The 17,311-nt window shown below is 65.5% G+C and carries 13 protein-coding genes, 1 tRNA gene and 1 other RNA gene; 2 read left to right on the top strand and 13 right to left on the bottom strand.

The genetic code is table 11. The annotated features are described in order from the left end of the window. Positions 1-7: 7 nt before the first annotated feature. The 11 genes from CBY09_RS09155 to CBY09_RS09105 form a co-directional block, all read right to left on the bottom strand. Positions 8-550, bottom strand: a complete 543-nt coding sequence (locus tag CBY09_RS09155) for a VUT family protein (protein WP_094288735.1) — start codon at positions 548-550, stop codon at positions 8-10. Continuing rightward, positions 547-2,265, bottom strand: a complete 1,719-nt coding sequence (locus tag CBY09_RS09150) for an NAD(P)/FAD-dependent oxidoreductase (RefSeq protein WP_094288733.1) — start codon at positions 2,263-2,265, stop codon at positions 547-549. Before CBY09_RS09150 ends, CBY09_RS09155 begins: the two co-directional genes overlap by 4 nt. A 212-nt stretch (positions 2,266-2,477) precedes the next feature. Then, a complete protein-coding gene (gene cysK / locus CBY09_RS09145) occupies positions 2,478-3,395 on the bottom strand; it encodes a cysteine synthase A (protein WP_094288731.1) in 918 nt (305 codons plus the stop codon). A 127-nt stretch (positions 3,396-3,522) separates the two neighbouring features. Then, the gene (gene rtcA, locus CBY09_RS09140) at positions 3,523-4,608 is read right to left on the bottom strand and encodes an RNA 3'-terminal phosphate cyclase (protein WP_205734118.1); all 1,086 of its coding nucleotides are present in this window, start codon (positions 4,606-4,608) and stop codon (positions 3,523-3,525) included. Next, on the bottom strand, positions 4,608-6,434 hold the full coding sequence (locus CBY09_RS09135; RefSeq protein WP_094288729.1) for a vWA domain-containing protein: 1,827 nt from the start codon (positions 6,432-6,434) through the stop codon (positions 4,608-4,610). Before CBY09_RS09135 ends, rtcA begins: the two co-directional genes overlap by 1 nt. 6 nt (positions 6,435-6,440) lie before the next feature. Beyond that, positions 6,441-7,505: an AAA family ATPase gene (locus tag CBY09_RS09130; RefSeq protein ID WP_094288727.1), complete on the bottom strand. Its 1,065-nt coding sequence runs from the start codon at positions 7,503-7,505 to the stop codon at positions 6,441-6,443. A 29-nt stretch (positions 7,506-7,534) separates the two neighbouring features. Then, the gene (locus CBY09_RS09125) at positions 7,535-8,341 is read right to left on the bottom strand and encodes a nucleotidyltransferase domain-containing protein (protein WP_240515656.1); all 807 of its coding nucleotides are present in this window, start codon (positions 8,339-8,341) and stop codon (positions 7,535-7,537) included. A gap of 195 nt (positions 8,342-8,536) precedes the next feature. Next, a complete protein-coding gene (locus tag CBY09_RS09120) occupies positions 8,537-9,760 on the bottom strand; it encodes an RtcB family protein (protein ID WP_094288713.1) in 1,224 nt (407 codons plus the stop codon). Between the two features lie 26 nt (positions 9,761-9,786). Next, positions 9,787-10,596 (bottom strand): hypothetical protein, encoded by an 810-nt coding sequence (locus CBY09_RS09115; RefSeq protein ID WP_094288711.1) that lies wholly within the window; start codon positions 10,594-10,596, stop codon positions 9,787-9,789. A 9-nt stretch (positions 10,597-10,605) separates the two neighbouring features. Then, positions 10,606-11,739 (bottom strand): slipin family protein, encoded by a 1,134-nt coding sequence (locus tag CBY09_RS09110; protein ID WP_094288709.1) that lies wholly within the window; start codon positions 11,737-11,739, stop codon positions 10,606-10,608. Positions 11,740-12,035: 296 nt separating this feature from the next. Further along, positions 12,036-12,108, bottom strand: a tRNA-OTHER gene (locus tag CBY09_RS09105). 344 nt (positions 12,109-12,452) lie between these two features. Between CBY09_RS09105 and rtcR the strand changes: the two genes are divergently transcribed. Further along, the gene (gene rtcR / locus CBY09_RS09100) at positions 12,453-14,087 is read left to right on the top strand and encodes an RNA repair transcriptional activator RtcR (RefSeq protein WP_094288707.1); all 1,635 of its coding nucleotides are present in this window, start codon (positions 12,453-12,455) and stop codon (positions 14,085-14,087) included. Between the two features lie 10 nt (positions 14,088-14,097). Further along, an RNA gene (gene rnpB, locus CBY09_RS09095) (RNase P RNA component class A) lies at positions 14,098-14,449 on the top strand. Between the two features lie 67 nt (positions 14,450-14,516). Here the strand turns inward: rnpB and CBY09_RS09090 are convergent. Further along, entirely contained in the window at positions 14,517-15,767 is a 1,251-nt protein-coding gene (locus tag CBY09_RS09090; RefSeq protein WP_094288705.1) for a M48 family metallopeptidase, read from the bottom strand. 174 nt (positions 15,768-15,941) lie between these two features. Continuing rightward, the gene (locus CBY09_RS09080) at positions 15,942-17,204 is read right to left on the bottom strand and encodes a YjgN family protein (RefSeq protein WP_094288703.1); all 1,263 of its coding nucleotides are present in this window, start codon (positions 17,202-17,204) and stop codon (positions 15,942-15,944) included. Positions 17,205-17,311: the final 107 nt, after the last annotated feature.

Here is a 17,311-nt window from a genome sequence, read left to right as displayed (position 1 = left end):
GTGCGGTTCAGGCCGCGCGGTGGTGCGTTGCCAGCTGTCGCCCGATGAGCAGGCGAAACGGCAGCAGCAGCGCCACCCCCAGCCCGAGCTTCACGCCCAGATCACCCAGCGCCCAGGTGACCCAGGGGTCGCTGGTGCCCGCAAACGCAATGCTCCAGAACACGGCGGTGTCCAGCACCGCTGCGAGCACTGTGGCCACCAGCGGCGCACGCCACCAGGTGCCATGCCGCAGGCGGTGGAACACGGCAATGTCCAGCCACTGCGAGAGCAAAAACGCGGTGCCCGATGCGATGGCAATGCGCACCGGCGCCAGCACCAGCGAGGCCGCAACGGCCACCGCAAAGCCCACCCACGCCACCCGCCGCGCCTGCTGCGGGCCGTGGGCGCGGTTCACCAGTTCGCTGACCAGAAAAGCCACCGGGTAGGTGATGGCGCCCCAGGTGAGCCAGTCATTGAGCGGGAACTGGACGAGGATGTTGGACGCCAGCACCACGGCGGCCATGGCCAGGGCCGCCGCTGCAAACTGCGCCAGGCTGGGCGCCCGCATCATGCGGCCGCGCCGAGCAGGCTGCGCGCCACGGCCTCGCCCACCTTGATGCCATCCACGCCCGCCGACAGAATGCCGCCCGCGTAGCTGGCGCCTTCACCCGCCGGGTACAGCCCCGATGTGTTCAGGCTTTGCAGGTTCTCGCCGCGCCCGATCTTGAGCGGCGACGAGGTGCGTGTCTCCACGCCCGTCAGCACCGCGTCGTGCATGTCAAAGCCCTTGATCTTGCGGCCGAACACGGGCAGTGCCTCGCGCAGCGCCTCGATGGCGTAGCCGGGCAGGGCGGCGTGCAAATCGCCCAGCGCCACGCCGGGCTTGTACGAAGGCTCCACGCTGCCCAGCTGGGTCGAAGGCTTGCCCGCGATGAACTCGCCCACCAGCTGGCCCGGCGCGCTGTAGTCGCGCCCGCCCAGCACAAAGGCGTTGGATTCGAGCTGGCGCTGCAGCACGCTGCCCGATAGCGGGTGGAACTGCCCGGCGGGCAGGGCCTCTACGCCGTAGGTCTGGCCCAGGTGGGTTTCAAACGCCTGCGCGTCTTGCGGGTAGTCGCGCGGGTCGATGCCCACCACCATGCCCGCGTTGGCATTGCGCTCGTTGCGCGAATACTGGCTCATGCCGTTGGTCACCACGCGGTTGGGCTCGCTGGTGGCGGCCACCACGGTGCCGCCGGGGCACATGCAAAAGCTGTACACCGCACGGCCGTTGGCGGCGTGGTGCACCAGCTTGTAGTCGGCCGCACCCAGCAGCGGGTGGCCGGCGTGGCGGCCCCAGCGGGCGCGGTCGATCACGCCCTGCGGGTGTTCGATGCGGAAACCGATGGAGAACGGCTTGGCCTCCATGGCCACGCCGCGCTGGTACAGCATGGCAAAGGTGTCGCGCGAGCTGTGGCCCAGCGCCATCACCACATGGTCGGCGCGCAGCTCGGTGATGTCGCCCGTGGCCTGGTTCAGCACCTTCAGACCGCGCAGGTGGCGCTGGTCGCCCTGGCCTTCGATGATCACGTCCGTCACGCGCTGCTCAAAGCGGATCTCGCCGCCCAGCGCAATGATCTGCTCGCGCAGGTTCTCCACCACCTTCACCAGCTTGAAGGTGCCGATGTGCGGGTGGGCGACGTAGAGGATTTCTTCAGGTGCGCCAGCCTTGACGAACTCGTTCATCACCTTGCGGCCCAGGTGGCGCGGGTCCTTGATCTGGCTGTAGAGCTTGCCGTCGCTGAAGGTGCCTGCGCCGCCTTCGCCAAACTGCACGTTGCTCTCGGCATGCAGCTCGCGCTTGCGCCACAGGCCCCAGGTGTCCTTGGTGCGTTCGCGCACGGTCTTGCCGCGCTCCAGCACGATGGGCTTGAAGCCCATCTGCGCCAGCACCAGCGCCGCGAAGATGCCGCAGGGGCCAAAGCCCACCACCACCGGCCGCAGGGGCAGGTCGGCAGGCGCCTGGCCCACGGGGTGCCAGGCCATGTCGGGCGTGGACTGGATGTGTGGGTTGCCAGCAAACTTTGCGAGCAGCGCTGCTTCGCGTTCAGGCTGGGCCAGCGTGATGTCCACGATGTACACCGCCAGCAGGTCGGCCTTGCGCGCGTCAAAGCTGCGCTTGAAGACGTGCAGGTGGGCGATGTCGGCGTCGGAGATGCCCAGGATTTGGGTGACAGCAGCGCGCAGGGGCGCCTCGGGGGCTTCGGCAGCGGTGAAGGGCAGCCGGATTTCAGAGAGTCGGATCATGGTCTTGCGGGCCCGTGTCGATCGGGCGGCGTGCAAAGTCGTGGGGCCATGATTTTACCGGCGTGGCCCCGCTGACCAGTACCCAGAAAAAAGGCCCGCCGGGTGGCGGGCCTTGGGGCCAAAGCTGTCAATGCCTGGTTGCTATCAATTGAATAGCTTTAGGCGCTTGATGGTCGCGCGCAAACGGCCATTTTGGCTGGTATTTTCTGCCCTCATGCGGGCAGGAAGCCTTCCACCGACAGGTAGCGTTCGCCCGTGTCGTAGTTGAAGCCCAGCACCTTCGCACCCGCAGGCAACTCGGGCAGCTTCTGCGCAATGGCTGCCAGCGTGGCGCCCGAGGAGATGCCCACCAGCAGGCCTTCTTCGCGCGCGGCGCGGCGCGCAAATTCGCGCGCGGGTTCGGCATCGACCTGGATCACGCCGTCCAGCAGGCTGGTGTCCAGGTTCTTGGGGATGAAGCCCGCGCCAATGCCCTGGATGGGGTGGGGCGAGGGCTGGCCGCCCGAGATCACGGGCGAGGCCGAGGGCTCGACCGCAAACACCTTGAGCTGGGGGAACTTCGCCTTGAGCACCTTGGCGACGCCCGTGATGTGCCCGCCCGTGCCCACGCCGGTGATCAGCACATCGATGCCGTCAGGGAAGTCCGCCAGGATCTCCTGTGCCGTGGTGCGCACATGCACGTCGATGTTGGCCGGGTTCTCGAACTGCTGGGGGATCCACGCGCCCGGCGTCTGCGCCTGCAGCTCCTGCGCGCGGGCGATCGCGCCCTTCATGCCCTTCTCGCGCGGGGTCAGGTCAAACTGCGCGCCATAGGCCAGCATCAGACGGCGGCGCTCGATGCTCATGCTGTCGGGCATCACCAGGATCAGCTTGTAGCCCTTGACGGCCGCCACCAGCGCCAGGCCGATGCCGGTGTTGCCGGAGGTTGGCTCGATGATGGTGCCGCCCGGTTTGAGCGCGCCCGACTTCTCGGCGTCTTCCACCATCGACAGCGCAATGCGGTCCTTGATGGAGCCTCCCGGGTTGCTGCGCTCGGACTTCACCCACACGCTGGCCGCCGGGCCGAACAGGCGGTTGATGCGCACGTGGGGCGTGTTGCCAATGGTCTGCAGAATGTTGTCAACTTTCATGGCGTCTCCTGTGAGGTGTCGGGTGGGACGAAAGGGGAAGGGTGTGACGCGCATTCTGAACCAGTTGTTCTACTGCCCTGGTGATATGGATATAGCCAGGGTATTGATCCAGGTGGCGCGTCGCCGTTCAGGGAGCGGGCTGGATCTCCACCTGCATCGCACGCTCCACCGGCGTGATCTGAACCCGCACCGGCAGCCCCAGTGCAATCGTCTGCGCATTGGTGGCCGTGTGCTGCGTCACCTCGCTGCAGGTGTAGCGCGCGGCCCGCCCGCTGCGCCATACCGCCAGTGCCAGCGGCAGCATCCACTGGTCGGCCAGGTGCGGGCCCAGGGCGCCGCTGCTGCGCTGGTAGGCGCGCACCTCGTCCACCAGCCGCTTGGCCACCTGCTCGGCCGACAGGTGGCGCTCGCCCAACTGGCAGAACACCTCGGTCACGTGCGCGTGCTCCAGCGTGGCGATCAGCGCATTGCCCGGCCCTTCGTTCTGGCGCGTAGGCGGCTGGCGCAGCTGGCCGGATTCAAACGTCCAGCCCATGCGCTGGCCCAGCGCCTCCAGCTCCCGCGTGGCAATGTTGCGCGTCAGGCCGGGCACCAGCGCCTCGCCCCAGGCGTTGTGCAGCGGGCCGCGCTCCAGCAGGTCCACGGGCGCCAGCGGCTGCATGGTGGCGGACGTAGGCGTGATGCGCGCCACCAGCTCGCCACCGCCAGCGGGGTAGAAGCCGCGCCGCTGCAATTGCAGCTCCAGCCCCACGCCCAGGCGCCGCACCAGCGGCGCAAACGCCCGCTCCAGAAAATCAAATGGCGGCGCCATCGGGTTGTGCGTGCCGCCCGACAGCTGCACCTGGCTGTCGCCATCGGCCAGCATCAGCGCGGGCAATACGGTCTGCAGCACCAGCAGGCAACTGCCTGCCGTGGCGATCTGAAAGCGGTAGTCGCCCGCACGCACCGCGCCGGGCGTGAACACCAGCGTTTGTGAGTTCAGCTCCGCCCCCTCGGCCTGCCCGCCGCACACGGCCACGGCCGCTTGCACACAGGCCAGGTGCTGGCGCATCAGCCCCGGCTTGGGCCGCCCGGCGCGGATGCGGGTGATGTGCAGTGGGCGGCCGGTGACCATGGACAGGGCAAGGCCCGTGCGCAGGATCTGGCCTCCGCCTTCGCCGGTGGAGCCGTCGAGGGTCAGCGGCTTCAGGCTTGGTGATTCAGTCAGTTCCATCAGTTCATCGAAAAAACATCGCCCCGGGGCGTGAACGGCAAGCGCCGCCCCGGAGCCAGAAGGTAAGCATGCGGGCGGCGCACATCCAGGTGGTCGCAGTCCGCGTCGGTAATGATGAGCAGCGGGCCTTCTTTCGGAAAGTCCGCGCTGTTCTCCAGCAGGTTGATGGCAGGTTGCAGCACGGTGCCACCGCGCCCCTGGATCTGTACCCGGTGCGCAATGTCCTGCGCGGGCAGGTAACCCAGGTCATACGGCGCGGCATCGCAGCACACGACCCGCACGGCGGGCACCTCCTTGGCCTCGGCATAGCTGGCAATGCTGCCCAGGGCTTTGGCCAGGATGTGTTTGTCCATCGAGTCCGAGGTGTCGAGCACCACGCCAAACGTGCGCCCGTCGCGCCAGCGGCTATCAGGGCCCACATGGGGGCGCGGAATATCCGGCGTGGCCGATTGGCGGCGGCTCAGGCGCGCATAGGTGCGCCGGGTTTCGATGGGTGGAAAGTGGTGGTCAAACCACCGCGCCAGCTCCACGTCCCACGGAATGGGCGGCTGCAGCAGCGCGCGGATTTCCTCCAGCAGTCCCGCAGGCAGTAAGCCACGGCCTTGCGATTCGTGCAGCATCAGGCCTTTGCCTAATTGCTCCTTGTAGAACGCATCCAGATCGGTAAACGGCACACGATCGGTGCGCAGACGGCGCTGCAGCATGTCGCCCTGCTGGCCCGCCAGGGTTTGCAGTTTGCGCATGCGCCGCAGGTCCACCACGATGCGGTCGTACACCTCCTCGGCTGAGAGGCCGCGCAGCGCCAGGTCGTGCAGCAGGCCCAGCGCCGGGGCGCTGCCCACCTGCATCTGGATCAGCCAGTCGTTGATGACGTAGTCGCACGCCACGTTCCACAGGTAGTGGTCTCGCCCCCGCTGCCGGTCCATGTGGCGCAGGGCCACGTGCAGAATTTCGTGGGCCAGCACAAAGCGGGTTTCCTGCTCGCTCAGGTCCGCTGCGGGGTTGAGGTAGATGGTGCGCAGGGTTTCATCCACGGCGGCCACCATCACCTCCTCGCGGCGGCACAGCCCGGCATCTTCCAGAATTTCAAACGCCGCCACCATCGACCCCAACAGCGGAAAGCTGCTGATGAACCAGCTGCGTGCACGTTCGGTCACGCTGCGCGGTGCGCTGCGTGTGTTGGCTCCCAGCGCCGTGCGGGTGCCTGCCGCAATCTCCACCGCCTGCGTGACCGAGTTGGCAATGCCTGCGGCAAAGACTTCGCTCCAGGTTTCTTGTGTGCTGGCAAAGCCATAACGCCTTTGCGCAGGCGGCGCCTGTGACCAGTCTTCGGGCGCTTGCAAGCTCGTCGCGCGGGCACCGGCCAACCCCAGCCCGGCGACCCACTCGGGCATCCCGTTGTCGCCAAACTGGCGGTACCAGCGGTCCTCGTCCCATGCGGGTGCATCCACCGGCATCTGCATATCGTGCGGACAAGTGCCGAATTTGACGGTGGCCAAAAAGCGGGTGCTGGCCACATCGCAGGCTGCGCTCCAGGCCGCCCAGTCGCCCCGGTCGCGCTGGAAGAAGTCCATGGCGTAGCTCAGCACACCCCGCGCCAGCACAAAGGCCCACTCGGCCGCTTCTGCATGGCGCTTGGGGTGGACGTGGATCACGTCGTGCCGCAGCACCACCAGCCAGCCATCGGCGGGGCACAGCGATGCCGCAGTGCGCACCCAGGATACGCGGTGCGCCAGTGGGCCAAAGATGGGGTGCGCCTTCACCATCGCCATGCCAGCGTCAAAAGCCAGGGTGGCGGGGTTGGGCTTATGGGGGGTTTTGGCCATGGGGGCTCAGGCTGTTTTGGCCTGGCGTTCCACCAGGCGGGGCAGGTCGCGCACCACTTCGATCATGTACCAGGCAGGCAGCGTCTGCCCGGCCTCTTCGGCCACGGCAATCTGCGCCATCTCCAGGCTGATCTGGGCCAGGTCTTTGAGCATGGCTTTGGAGCGATGCACCAGGGCTTGCAGTTCGCCTGTGTTCGAGCTCTTGTCTTGTGGCAGGGCCTTGATGAGCCGTGCGCGAAATGCCTGTGCCAGAAAGTACAGCACATCGCGGTCTTCAGGCGCGTGGGGCCAGCGCGCATCGCCTTTGAAGATGGCTTCCAGCCGGTGCCGGTCGGCCGCCAGCTTGTCAAACGCCTTGAACTGCGCCGCATGCTGGGGCGTGAGGCAGCCATAGGCCAGCGCCTCCACCATCGAGGCCGAGGGCGCATCGCCAAACGCGTGCAGCGCATCGCTGAGCATGTGCCACGAGCGGGGCGTAGAGAACGGCTCCTCGTGCTTGGGCGGGGCGCTCCACAGGTGATCAGGGCGCTGCTGCAGATACTCCAGCACCAGGGGGTGAATGGCATTGGCCGTGGCCCAGGTCAGCCATTCAGAGGCTGACACCTTCATGTGCACATGCACCATGCGGTTCATCAGCGCCGATGACATGGGCTTGACGATGGCAGAGTCCTGCGCGCGGTTGCCCGCGCCAATGACGATGGAGCCCTCGGGCAGGGTGTACTCGCCCACACGCCGATCATGGATCAGGCTGTAGAAGGCCTTTTGCACATCCTGCGAGCAGGCGTTGAGCTCATCCAGAAAGATGCAGTAGGGCTCCTTGCGCGCAATCATGGCGGGTGGGCAAAAGCGGCTCACCCCATCCACAATCTGGGGCACACCCATCAAGTCCTCCGGCGCGAGCTGGCTGCCCAGCAGAGACACGCAATCCAGCCCCACGCTGCGGGCAAATTGCTCCACCAGCGCAGACTTACCCACCCCCGGCGGGCCCCAGATGAAGACGGGACGGGTGATGGCAACGTTCAGCAAAAATTCGGTGAGTTGCGACGGGGACAGGGCGTGTACGGTTTGCATGGTGTTGTTCTTGTTGTGATGGGGGCATGTCAGCGCTGGTAGCGCAGCACCGTGTCGTGCAGCAAAGCATCCAGCGCGGCGTTCCCAGGCACGGGCAACGGCTGAACCGGCTCTGCCGCATTGCGCGCCAGCTCGGCCTCGATGAACGCATGGATGCCGGGCCAGCGCGGGCTGGTGGCGGCTTCGCCCGCGCGCATCTTCACCTCCAGCAGGGCGTTGATCTCATCGATCAGCGCTGCATCGCGCACCGGGTGCAGCGTGTGCTGGGCCAGCTCGGCAAAGCGCATGGGCGGCACGCCGGGTTGGGTGCGTATCCACCGCGCGGCCAGCAGCGGGCGCAGCACGTACAGGTACTTTTTGTAGCGCACCGCGTCGGCTTGCAGATGCTCGCGAAAGTTCTTCTTCGCCATCGACGCGTAGTGGTGCCAGCCCTTGGCGTTGGAGAACACTTGACCCGCCAGCGCACGGAACTGCGCCATGGTGCCGGCCTCTTCTCGGTAGACGATGGGCGAGCGCAACCATTCGAGCAGCGTGGGGTTGGACTCGCGCATCAGGCCCAGGGCTTTGCGCAGATCCCAGCCGTTGATGTCCAGGTCACCGCTGATGGGCACCTCAATCACATCGCGGCCGGGCGTGACCGTGAGGTACCAGGGCAGGCGGTTCACGTAGATAAATCGCACGTCGTAGTCGCTGTCGGGCGAGGCAAAGCCCCAGCCCCGGCTGCCGGATTCGCAGGCAAAGAGCACCGTTACGTTGTGCCGGGCTTCTATGTCTCGCAAGGCCTCCAGCACTTGCGTGCGCATGTGGGGCTCCACCGGGTGGGCGGAGCGCAGCATTTCTTTTTGTTCTGATGTATGCATAAAAATGGGCTGTAGCGCTTGATGAGTAAGCGCAATAAGCTATCAAAAATGTAGTAATTTCTGCAATCCTTCGCAACTGGCGCGGCCCAGGCGAGAGACGCCAAGCAAGGGCCGCCCCGCAGCGAGGGCGTCGTCCCCCTTGGGGGGAAGCCGCGCAGCGGCTCAGGGGGACTACCCTTTTACACACACCACCTGCTTGAGCGTGTACACCACCTCCACCAGGTCCTGCTGCGCCGCCATCACCGCGTCAATGTCCTTGTACGCCATCGGAATCTCGTCGATCACATCCGCATCCTTTCGGCATTCCACCCCTTCGGTGGCCTTGATCTGGTCTTCTACGGTGAACAGCTTCTTGGCCTTGGTGCGGCTCATGGTGCGGCCCGCGCCGTGGCTGCAGCTGTTGAAGCTCTCGGGGTTGCCTTTTCCGCGCACGATGAAGCTCTTGGCCCCCATGCTCCCCGGGATGATCCCCAGCTTGCCTTGCTCGGCACTCACCGCACCCTTGCGGGTCACGAACACGTCTTGCCCGAAGTGGGTTTCGCGCTGCACGTAGTTGTGGTGGCAGTTCACCGCCTCAATGTGCGTCTCGAACGGCTTGGTGATCACCTTGCGTAGCGCGGCAATCACACGGCCCATCATCACTTCGCGGTTGGCGGCGGCAAACTTTTGTGCCCACCCCACGGCCTTCACGTAGTCGCCAAAGTACTGCGCGCCTTCTTCAAAGTACGCCAGGTCTTTATCGGGCAGGTTGCGCTGGTTCATCTCGGCATCCTTCTTGGCCAGCTCGATGAAGTGGGTGCCGATGGCGTTCCCCACTCCGCGCGAACCGGAGTGCAGCATCACCCAAACGCTCTGGTGTTCGTCCAGGCAGATCTCGATGAAGTGGTTCCCCGTTCCGAGCGTTCCCAGGTGCTTGTAGTTGTTCGTGTTCTTGATGCGCGGATGCGCTTCGCAAATCTCGTCGAACTCATCCACGAGCGCGGCCCAGGCGCGGTCGGTCTCGGCGGGCGGCGTATCCCAGCTCCCCTTGTCGCGGCCGAAACGCTTGGGAGTCATCCCCACGGGCACGGCGCGTTCAATGGCGGTGCGCACGCCAGACAGGTTGTCCGGCAGATCGCTCGCGGTCAGCGTGGTTTTGCACGCCATCATTCCGCACCCCAGGTCCACCCCCACCGCAGCAGGGATGATGGCCTTGAGGGTGGGCACCACCGAGCCGATGGTCGCGCCAATTCCCAGGTGCACATCGGGCATCACCGCCACGTGTTTGAAAACGATGGGCAGGCGTGCAATGTTGCGCAGCTGGTTCTTGGCGTCTTCCTCCACAGGCACGCCGTTCGTCCACATCTTCACGGGCACACCGTTCGGGATTTCGAGTTGTTCGTAGTTGTTTTTCATAGTCGGTGTTGTTTGGTGATTCGCCATCAGCTCGCCAGTGCGTCGAGAACTGTGTTGAAGCGCTTTGCTAGTGGATGGTGCGTCTTCCCACATTTTTTGCAGGCAGATCGCCAGTCGCTGGGCAGTCCTTCATGGAGCAACCTAAGGAGCTTGTGCTCCCAGTCAGTTTTGTTGTCTGCGTTATTCAACCAGTCTTGCATCACTTTTTGAAACGGTGCTTCCGCAAAAGCGTTGTTGATGGTTTGGCCGTCCATCCAGTATTCCCAGTAGTACGACTCGACAAAGTTCAGCGTTGCTGCCTCGCGCCTGTCCGCCAGCCAGTCGTCCAGCAAAGGTGCCAGCGGTACTCCAGCGTAGTCCCACATGAGCAGGATGCTGAATGCGTACTCTGCCTGGAACAGCCCCTCGCTGTCTGGCCGCCAGTGCGCCAAGCCTTGGGAGAAAAACGCCCGTGCGTAGTCCAGTAGTGCTGCGGCTTCTTCAGCGGAGTACGCCCCCGACTCACAACGGCCCACTCGGTCCAGATACAACTCGATAGAGTGGTGCAACCTGGCGCCTTGCGCCAGCAACTCCAGCATTCGGGGCAGGAAATACTTGATTTCGTCCGCCGGTTGCACCTCGCTCTTAGCGGAGGTGTTGTATTGGTAGAAGTGCTTCTCCGTCAGTTGGCGTAGCGGCAGGCGGCTCATTTGCAGGGCCACATCAGCGTCCATGCAGCAGGCGGTGCAGACATCCAAGGTGCCCACCTCTGGTGCGCTGTATTTGGCAAAGGCCTGGTAGACCGCCTGTGTGGCGGCTTCCAGTGGGTTAGCGGCGGGTGTCGGTTGCTTCTTCATGGTTCTCTTTCATCGCATCTTCACCAGGCCATTCAGCACCTGGTCCAGGCCGCCAAACACCGAGATCTTGTCGATCCGCTCGGCCACACGCTCCAGCGTCTCCAGCTCCTTCATGCGCAGGGCGACGGGGTTGTCTTCCATCACCTTGGCGGTGTTGAGCAGCGAGCGCGTGGCGGCAGTTTCCTCGCGGCGGCGGATCACGTTGGCCTCGGCCTGCTTCTGCGCCTGCACCACCTGGGTCAGGATGGTTTTCATCTCGCCGGGCAGCACGATGTCCTTCACGCCCACGCTTTCCAGTTGCATGCCATAGGGCTGCAGCTTGGCGGTCATGTGCGTGGTCACCACTTCGTCGATCACCGTCTTGTTCTCCAGCAGCTCATCGAGCGTGCGGGTGCCCACGGCGGCACGCAGTGCAAACTGCAGTTCGCGGTACAGGTGGTCGGCGGGCTTCTGCAACTGGGCAAAGGCACGCAGCACATCGGTATAGCGGTAGGTGGCGCACAGGTTCAGGCGCAGGCTCACCTTGTCGCGGGTCATGATGTCCTGGCCCGATACCTCCACGGCTTGCAGGCGCAGGTCCACCAGCTCCACGGCCACAGTGCGGCCGTACTTCCAGAACGCGTAGGTGCCAGTGGTCAGCAGGCGCTCCACCTTGCCGTCCACCGTCAACAGCGCGCACTGGCCCTCGGGCACCTGCACCTGCAGCACGCCGGTCAATCCGGTCACGCTGCGCTGGCGCAGCTGGGTTTGCGTCAATCGCGCCACCAGTGCGGCAGGCAGTTCGGCGCCTGCTTGCAGGTCCACCACCTGCACGCTCACCTCCACCAGGCCTTTCCAGTACAGGCGGCGGGTGCCGGGGGGCAGGATCTCCACCAGCACGCCGTTTTCGCTGCGCAGGCCCACTTCAGTTTCCGACAGGTTCACCTGCACAAACTCGGCTGCCACCACGGCAGGCTCCTGCGCCATCAGGTATTCGGCCAGACCGTGGGTGAGGGCGGGCTGTTCGAGGGCGAAGGTCTCCACGCGCAGCTGGTCGGTGCCCGCGAACAGCCAGTAGGTGCCGCTGTGCAGCACACGCTCGAAGCTGCCATTGCGCAGCAGCAGGGCGCGTTCGTTCTTCTTGACGGTGGCGCGTTGGAACATCTTCGTCAGCATCTCTTTTTCCTCTCTCTTCTTCGTTGTCGTATCGGGTTGCCGTTACAGCGATGGCGGGGTGCCAGGGGGTGCAGCCTGGGCCGTGCAGTGCGCCGTGGTGGCTGCCCCCATCCCCAACGGGAAGAGCGGCAGCATGGCTGGCTGCGGGCGCGGGCTGTGCCGGGTGCTGGCACAAACCGCCACCGGCTGACGGGGTGGGGCCCTGGCGGTTGCGGCGCAACCTGGAGGCCTCTCCCCGCGTTCGGCGGGTGGTCCTTCGACCGGTACTTCCAAACAAGGTCTTGCGACCGTGGGCAGGAATCGAACCTGCGACAACCGCCTTTCGGCGGGGCTCTACCAGACTGAGCTACCAGTGGTGGCACGCCTGGAGTCGAACCAGACACTTCCTTTCGGAGTGGTCACCACGACCATGCCGTTGCCCAGCGGTTGCGATGTGCGGCATGCAGAACATCGACAGAACCCGAAGGCCCCGGACGCCCGGCACCGGTGGGGCGAACATTTGTCCTAACCCCAGCCTGTGAGCGGTCACCGCTTGCGCTGGATGCATCTTCTATTGCCAGATGTGTGCCAGCTCGCAATGCATGGCGTCGAATGCATGCAAGTTGTTGATTTGTATGTGAATATTTCCTTTGCAGTGAACTTGATAGGGTGTGTGGTTGTCAAAATAACTAGAATGAAAGCTAGCCAAGTAGATAAAAATCATGCGCAGAACCAAAGTAGTCATCGGATTCCTGGGCACCCAGCTCGACTCCGGCAAGGGCGCCGGCCGATGGGAGAAGTGGCGCCCCACCGTGTCGCTGGTGCAGCATGAGGACGTGGTAATCGAGCGGCTGGAGCTGCTCTACACCCCGCCGCACCGTGAGCTGGCCCACCAGGTGCGCACGGACATGGCAACCGCCTCGCCCGAGACCACGGTGAACCTGGTGCCGCTGCCCATTGCCGACCCATGGGACTTCGGCGAGGTCTATGCCCAGCTGTACGACTGGACGCAGGCCTACCGCTTTGACACCGAACGCGAGGAGTACTGGACCCACATCACCACCGGTACGCACGTCGCGCAGATCTGCCTTTTTTTGCTGGTGGAGTCGCGCCGCATTCCGGGCGTGCTGGTGCAGACCTCACCGCCCAAGCGCCAGCAGATGGGTGACCCCGGCAGCTACACGCTGATCGACCTGGACCTCTCGCGCTACGACGTGATTGCGCAGCGCTTCGGCGCGGAGCAGCAGGACGCGGTCCAGTTCCTCAAAAGCGGTATCGCCACGCGCAATGCGCGCTTCAACGCGCTGATCGACGAGGTGGAGCGGGTGGCGGTGCGCTCGCGTGCGCCCATCCTGTTCACCGGGCCCACGGGCGCGGGCAAGTCGCACTTGGCGCGGCGCATGTACGAGCTGAAAAAATCCCGTCACCAGGTCGAGGGTGAGTTTGTGGAAGTGAACTGCGCCACGCTGCACGGCGACGGCGCGGCGTCCACGCTGTTCGGCCACAAGAAGGGTTCCTTCACCGGCGCCGCGGCCGACCGCGCGGGCCTGCTGCGCACCGCGCACAAGGGCGTGCTGTTCCTCGACGAAATCGGCGAGCTGGGCCCCGACGAGCAGGCCATGCTGCTCAAGGCGGTGGAGGAAAAGCGCTTCTACCCCCTGGGCAGCGACCGCGAAGTGGAGAGCGACTTTCAACTGGTGGCCGGTACCAACCGAGACCTGCGCACCGAGGTGGCGGCCGGGCGCTTTCGTGAAGACCTGTTCGCGCGCATCAACCTCTGGAGCTATGTGCTGCCGGGCCTGGCCCAGCGGCCCGAGGACATCGAGCCCAATGTGGACCATCTGCTGCAGCGCGCGGGCGAAGAGCTGGGCCGCAGCGTGCGCTTTTCCAACGAGGCGCGCACCGCCTACCTGCGCTATGCCCAATCGCCCGCCGCGCTGTGGACGGGCAACTTCCGCGACCTGTCGGCCAGCGTGACCCGCCTGGCCACGCTGGCCGACAGCGGCCGCATTGGCCTGCCGTTGGTCGAGGCCGAGATCGCCCGCTTGCGTTGGCTGTGGCAGCCCGCCAGCGATGCGCGCCATGGCCTAGCACCCGCATCAGGCGGGGTAGGACGCGACGAACTCGCGGCCTTGCTGGGCGACGAGGCGGTGGAATCCATCGACCTCTTCGACCAGCTCCAACTGGCGGCGGTGCTGCAGGTCTGCCGCCAGTCGCGCACGCTGTCGGACGCCGGGCGCCTGCTGTTCCAGGCCTCGCGCACGCAGCGCACGGTGGTCAACGACGCGGACCGGCTGCGCAAGTATCTTGTGCGCTTTGGCCTGGACTGGGATCGCGTCGTGGCCGCTGGGCGATAATCCCACCCGTGAAGCACGCCAGACCGCCGCTGGTGCAATCTGGGAAACCAGGCACTGGAGGAACGTCCGGACTGCACAGGACAGCGTAGCAGCTAACGGCTGCCCACCGTGAGGTGAGGATCAGAGCAACAGAGACGAGTCCCGGGGGAGTGCCGCAAGGCAAACCACCGGGGGTGAAACGGGCAATCTCTACGCGCAGCAATACCAAGTAGGCCAGCGTTGATGTGGTTCCGCAGAGCTGGCGGGTAGGTAGCACCGAGCCGTGGTGGCGACACCCGGCCCAGATTAATGGCGGTCACGCTGCGGGGGCCCGCAAGGGTTTCCGCAGTGCACAGAATCCGGCTTATCGGCGTGCTTCACACTTTATTTCTAGCCCGCGCTGGCACGCGGGTGCGGTGCCCGCCCTGGGCACCGCTGTCCACCATCCATTCAGCTTTTGGCGCAGTGCGGCGCATGCCCCTGTTCCAGCTCGGTGGCGCGTTTCACCGTTTCGGGGTGGCTGCTGAGCAGTGACCAGACCGGGTGGGATTCGGCCTCCTTGCCCAATTTGCGCTTGCGCGCGGCGTCGGGAGCGCTGGCGGCGGATTGGGGTGTGGGGGCGTGGGCGGCATCGGCTGGGTTGTTGCCGTCTGGCGCTTTTTTGTCCTTGTCGCTGCCTTTGCCCTCTTCGTCTTCCTCGTCACGCGCAATCGCCAGCAGCAGCTGGCCCATGGGCGCCGTGGGCAGCGCGGTGTGGCGCATGAGGGCGATGGCGTAGCAGTCGGCCTCGCGCTCGTGGCTGCGGCTGTAGGCCAGGCCCGTCATCACCGAGGCGCCGGTGGAGACGATGCCCGACACGTCCCCCAGCGCCAGGCCCAGGCCCATGTTGAGCACGCCTTGCTCCACCACCATGCGGGTGGTGTGGCGGTGCACCACGTGGCCGATCTCGTGGGCCAGCACGCCCACCAGGGCGTCGTCGGGCAGGCCCTTGTCGGATGCAGCTTTCACGATGCCGTCGGTCATCACGATCTTGCCGCCGGGCAATGCGAATGCATTGGCGCCCATGCCCGCGCGGAACTCCAGCGTCAGGGGCGGGCGGTAGTCGGGGTAGCGGTGCCGCATTGCGGGCGCCTGCTGCACCAACGTGTCAAAGCGGGCCTTGAGCTGCGCCTGCCGCTCCGGGGGCAGCTTGCTGGGCTTCAGGGTGCCGTCGTCCATCTGCTTGAGTACGTTCTCGGCCACGCTGGTTTCCCAGCTCAGGGGCACAAACCGCGTGAGCTGCGTGGCGGCCCAGGGCGTGCCGTAGCGGTAGAACAGCGTAAGGCCGATGACGGCGGCGGCCGTCACGCCCAGCAACATGGGCCAGCGGGTCTGCATGCGCTGCGCGATGCCGGGGCGATCGCCTGCAGCGGCCAGCGCAGCGCGCCACTCGGCCACGGCGTCGATCTCGACACTGCCGTGGTCGCGCAGATCCACCACCACGCGGGGCTGGGGCTTGCGCTCGTTCCAGGCCTCGGGCCAGCCCACCTGTTTGCAGGCAAACACCACGGGCTCGGCCCCGGCCTGCGAGAGCGGATGCAGTACCAGCGACGGGCCCTGCGGCGTGGGCCGCAGGCTCACCATCACATGCCGGGCCTTGCTGCTGTGGCCGTCAAACCAGCGCCCGGGGACTGGTGTTGCGGTGTGAAGGGGGGCATTCATCTCAGTCGTCCATCACCTGATAGGTGGCCCGTGGCCGTTGAAACTGGCGCTACCCAGGCCAGCGGCCGCCGCGCAAGGGCCGCCCCGCCGCGCTGACGGCGTCCCCCTTCCCGAATCGCGTAGCGATTCGAGAGAAGGGGGAAGGCGCGAAGCGCCTCAGGGGGATGTTCCGTTTCACCCGATAAGGTCCAAACCAGCGGCGTCGGCCAGCGCATCGCCCAGTGCACCTTGCTGCTGGCGCACCATGGCGCCAGCCACCTGTTCCACGCCGCCCTTGACGTGCAGGGTGACGGACTCAACCTTCATGCGGTATTCACTCACCCGCGCAAACGGGCGGTACAGGCCCAGCGTCAGCAGGGAGAGCAGCATGTTCTTGATGCGCAGACCCACGTAGCTGCCGCTCTTGAGGTGGCTTTTGAAGCGGGCCACATGGCTCACGCCGATGTTGTTCCACATGAGCTGGAACATGCGCGCCTCGCGGTAGGCCCGGGCGGGGGCCGAGGCCAGGATCAGCATGAAGAAGCCCACCACGGCCGACACGATGCCCACCACGATCATCCACAGGCCCATGCGCTCGCTCTGGCTGGCCATCAAGGCGATGGAGCTGCCCGCGAGCACGCCGACCAGCACGGCGATGCCCACGACACACAGGATGAACACGGCCACGGTGGCCAGCCAGATCTTCACGAAGTCCATGTACACCGGCTTCCAGCGGCCCTTTTCTGCGCCCAGCTGGGCCTTGAGCACCAGCAGGCTTTTGAAGTTGTACTCCAGCCGGATGAAGCACAGGATCGACAGCACCAGGCCCAGCAGCAGCAAGCCGCCCATGGCGGGGGTGAAGCTGGGCATGGGCGCCTTGCTGCTTTCTTCCTCGACCGCTTCCAGCGCCTGCGCCAAGTCGGGCGACAGCATCTGCATGCCAAAGAACACGCCAAACCACACCAGGGCCAGCGCAAACACGGGCCAGCTGGCGATGTAGACCTCTTTCCAGCTGGCGGTGAACTGCAGCCGCAGGCCGCGCCAGCGTGTGGCCGCGAGGCGAAAGCGCATGGCACTGGCCCAGATGAAGGGGGCCAGCGCCGCACCCGTCAGCAGGAACAGGCCCACGGCCGTGTCCTGCCCGGTTCGCACGGCGATGTTGTAGGCGATGGTGAGCAGCATCAGCATCACAAAACCCATCACCATCTTGCGCTGCTGCGCGGTGAATTCGAGGGGGCTGCCCGCCACCAGGGTGTGGCTGTAGAAATACTGGGCGGTGCGGCGCCGGGCCCAGGGGGTGTAGATGCCCAGCGTGACGATGGACAGCAGCACGTTGACGATCCACACCCGGAAATACTCGCCCCCGCTGCCGGTGAATTCGACGGGGTGGGCGTCGATGGCCTGTGGCATGAAGGTGGACATCGGCCCTGCCGCGCCACCGGATCTTTCTTGGTTCATGAACTCCCTCCTGAGTGCAGCGCAGTGTAGCAGCGGCCCCCGCGCAAGGGAATCATGAATAAAAGGCCGTCATCGCGCGACCATCATGCCTTGATAGCTATCATTTA

This window comes from Acidovorax kalamii, assembly GCF_002245625.1.
Classification (GTDB): Bacteria; Pseudomonadota; Gammaproteobacteria; order Burkholderiales; family Burkholderiaceae_C; genus Acidovorax; species Acidovorax kalamii.
The sequence above is the reverse complement of the archived record's forward strand: the minus strand, read 5'-3'. Positions and strand labels throughout refer to the sequence as shown.

What these genes read in the sequence shown, in the direction of transcription:
- CBY09_RS09080 (WP_094288703.1), bottom strand. Translation starts at nt 17,204, where the DNA reads ATGAACCAAGAAAGATCCGGTGGCGCGGCAGGGCCGATGTCCACCTTC.
- cysK (WP_094288731.1), bottom strand. Translation starts at nt 3,395, where the DNA reads ATGAAAGTTGACAACATTCTGCAGACCATTGGCAACACGCCCCACGTG.
- CBY09_RS09115 (WP_094288711.1), bottom strand. Translation starts at nt 10,596, where the DNA reads ATGAAGAAGCAACCGACACCCGCCGCTAACCCACTGGAAGCCGCCACA.
- CBY09_RS09155 (WP_094288735.1), bottom strand. Translation starts at nt 550, where the DNA reads ATGATGCGGGCGCCCAGCCTGGCGCAGTTTGCAGCGGCGGCCCTGGCC.
- CBY09_RS09135 (WP_094288729.1), bottom strand. Translation starts at nt 6,434, where the DNA reads ATGGCCAAAACCCCCCATAAGCCCAACCCCGCCACCCTGGCTTTTGAC.
- CBY09_RS09110 (WP_094288709.1), bottom strand. Translation starts at nt 11,739, where the DNA reads ATGTTCCAACGCGCCACCGTCAAGAAGAACGAACGCGCCCTGCTGCTG.
- CBY09_RS09130 (WP_094288727.1), bottom strand. Translation starts at nt 7,505, where the DNA reads ATGCAAACCGTACACGCCCTGTCCCCGTCGCAACTCACCGAATTTTTG.
- rtcA (WP_205734118.1), bottom strand. Translation starts at nt 4,608, where the DNA reads ATGGAACTGACTGAATCACCAAGCCTGAAGCCGCTGACCCTCGACGGC.
- CBY09_RS09125 (WP_240515656.1), bottom strand. Translation starts at nt 8,341, where the DNA reads ATGCTGCGCTCCGCCCACCCGGTGGAGCCCCACATGCGCACGCAAGTG.
- CBY09_RS09150 (WP_094288733.1), bottom strand. Translation starts at nt 2,265, where the DNA reads ATGATCCGACTCTCTGAAATCCGGCTGCCCTTCACCGCTGCCGAAGCC.
- CBY09_RS09120 (WP_094288713.1), bottom strand. Translation starts at nt 9,760, where the DNA reads ATGAAAAACAACTACGAACAACTCGAAATCCCGAACGGTGTGCCCGTG.
- rtcR (WP_094288707.1), top strand. Translation starts at nt 12,453, where the DNA reads ATGCGCAGAACCAAAGTAGTCATCGGATTCCTGGGCACCCAGCTCGAC.
- CBY09_RS09090 (WP_094288705.1), bottom strand. Translation starts at nt 15,767, where the DNA reads ATGAATGCCCCCCTTCACACCGCAACACCAGTCCCCGGGCGCTGGTTT.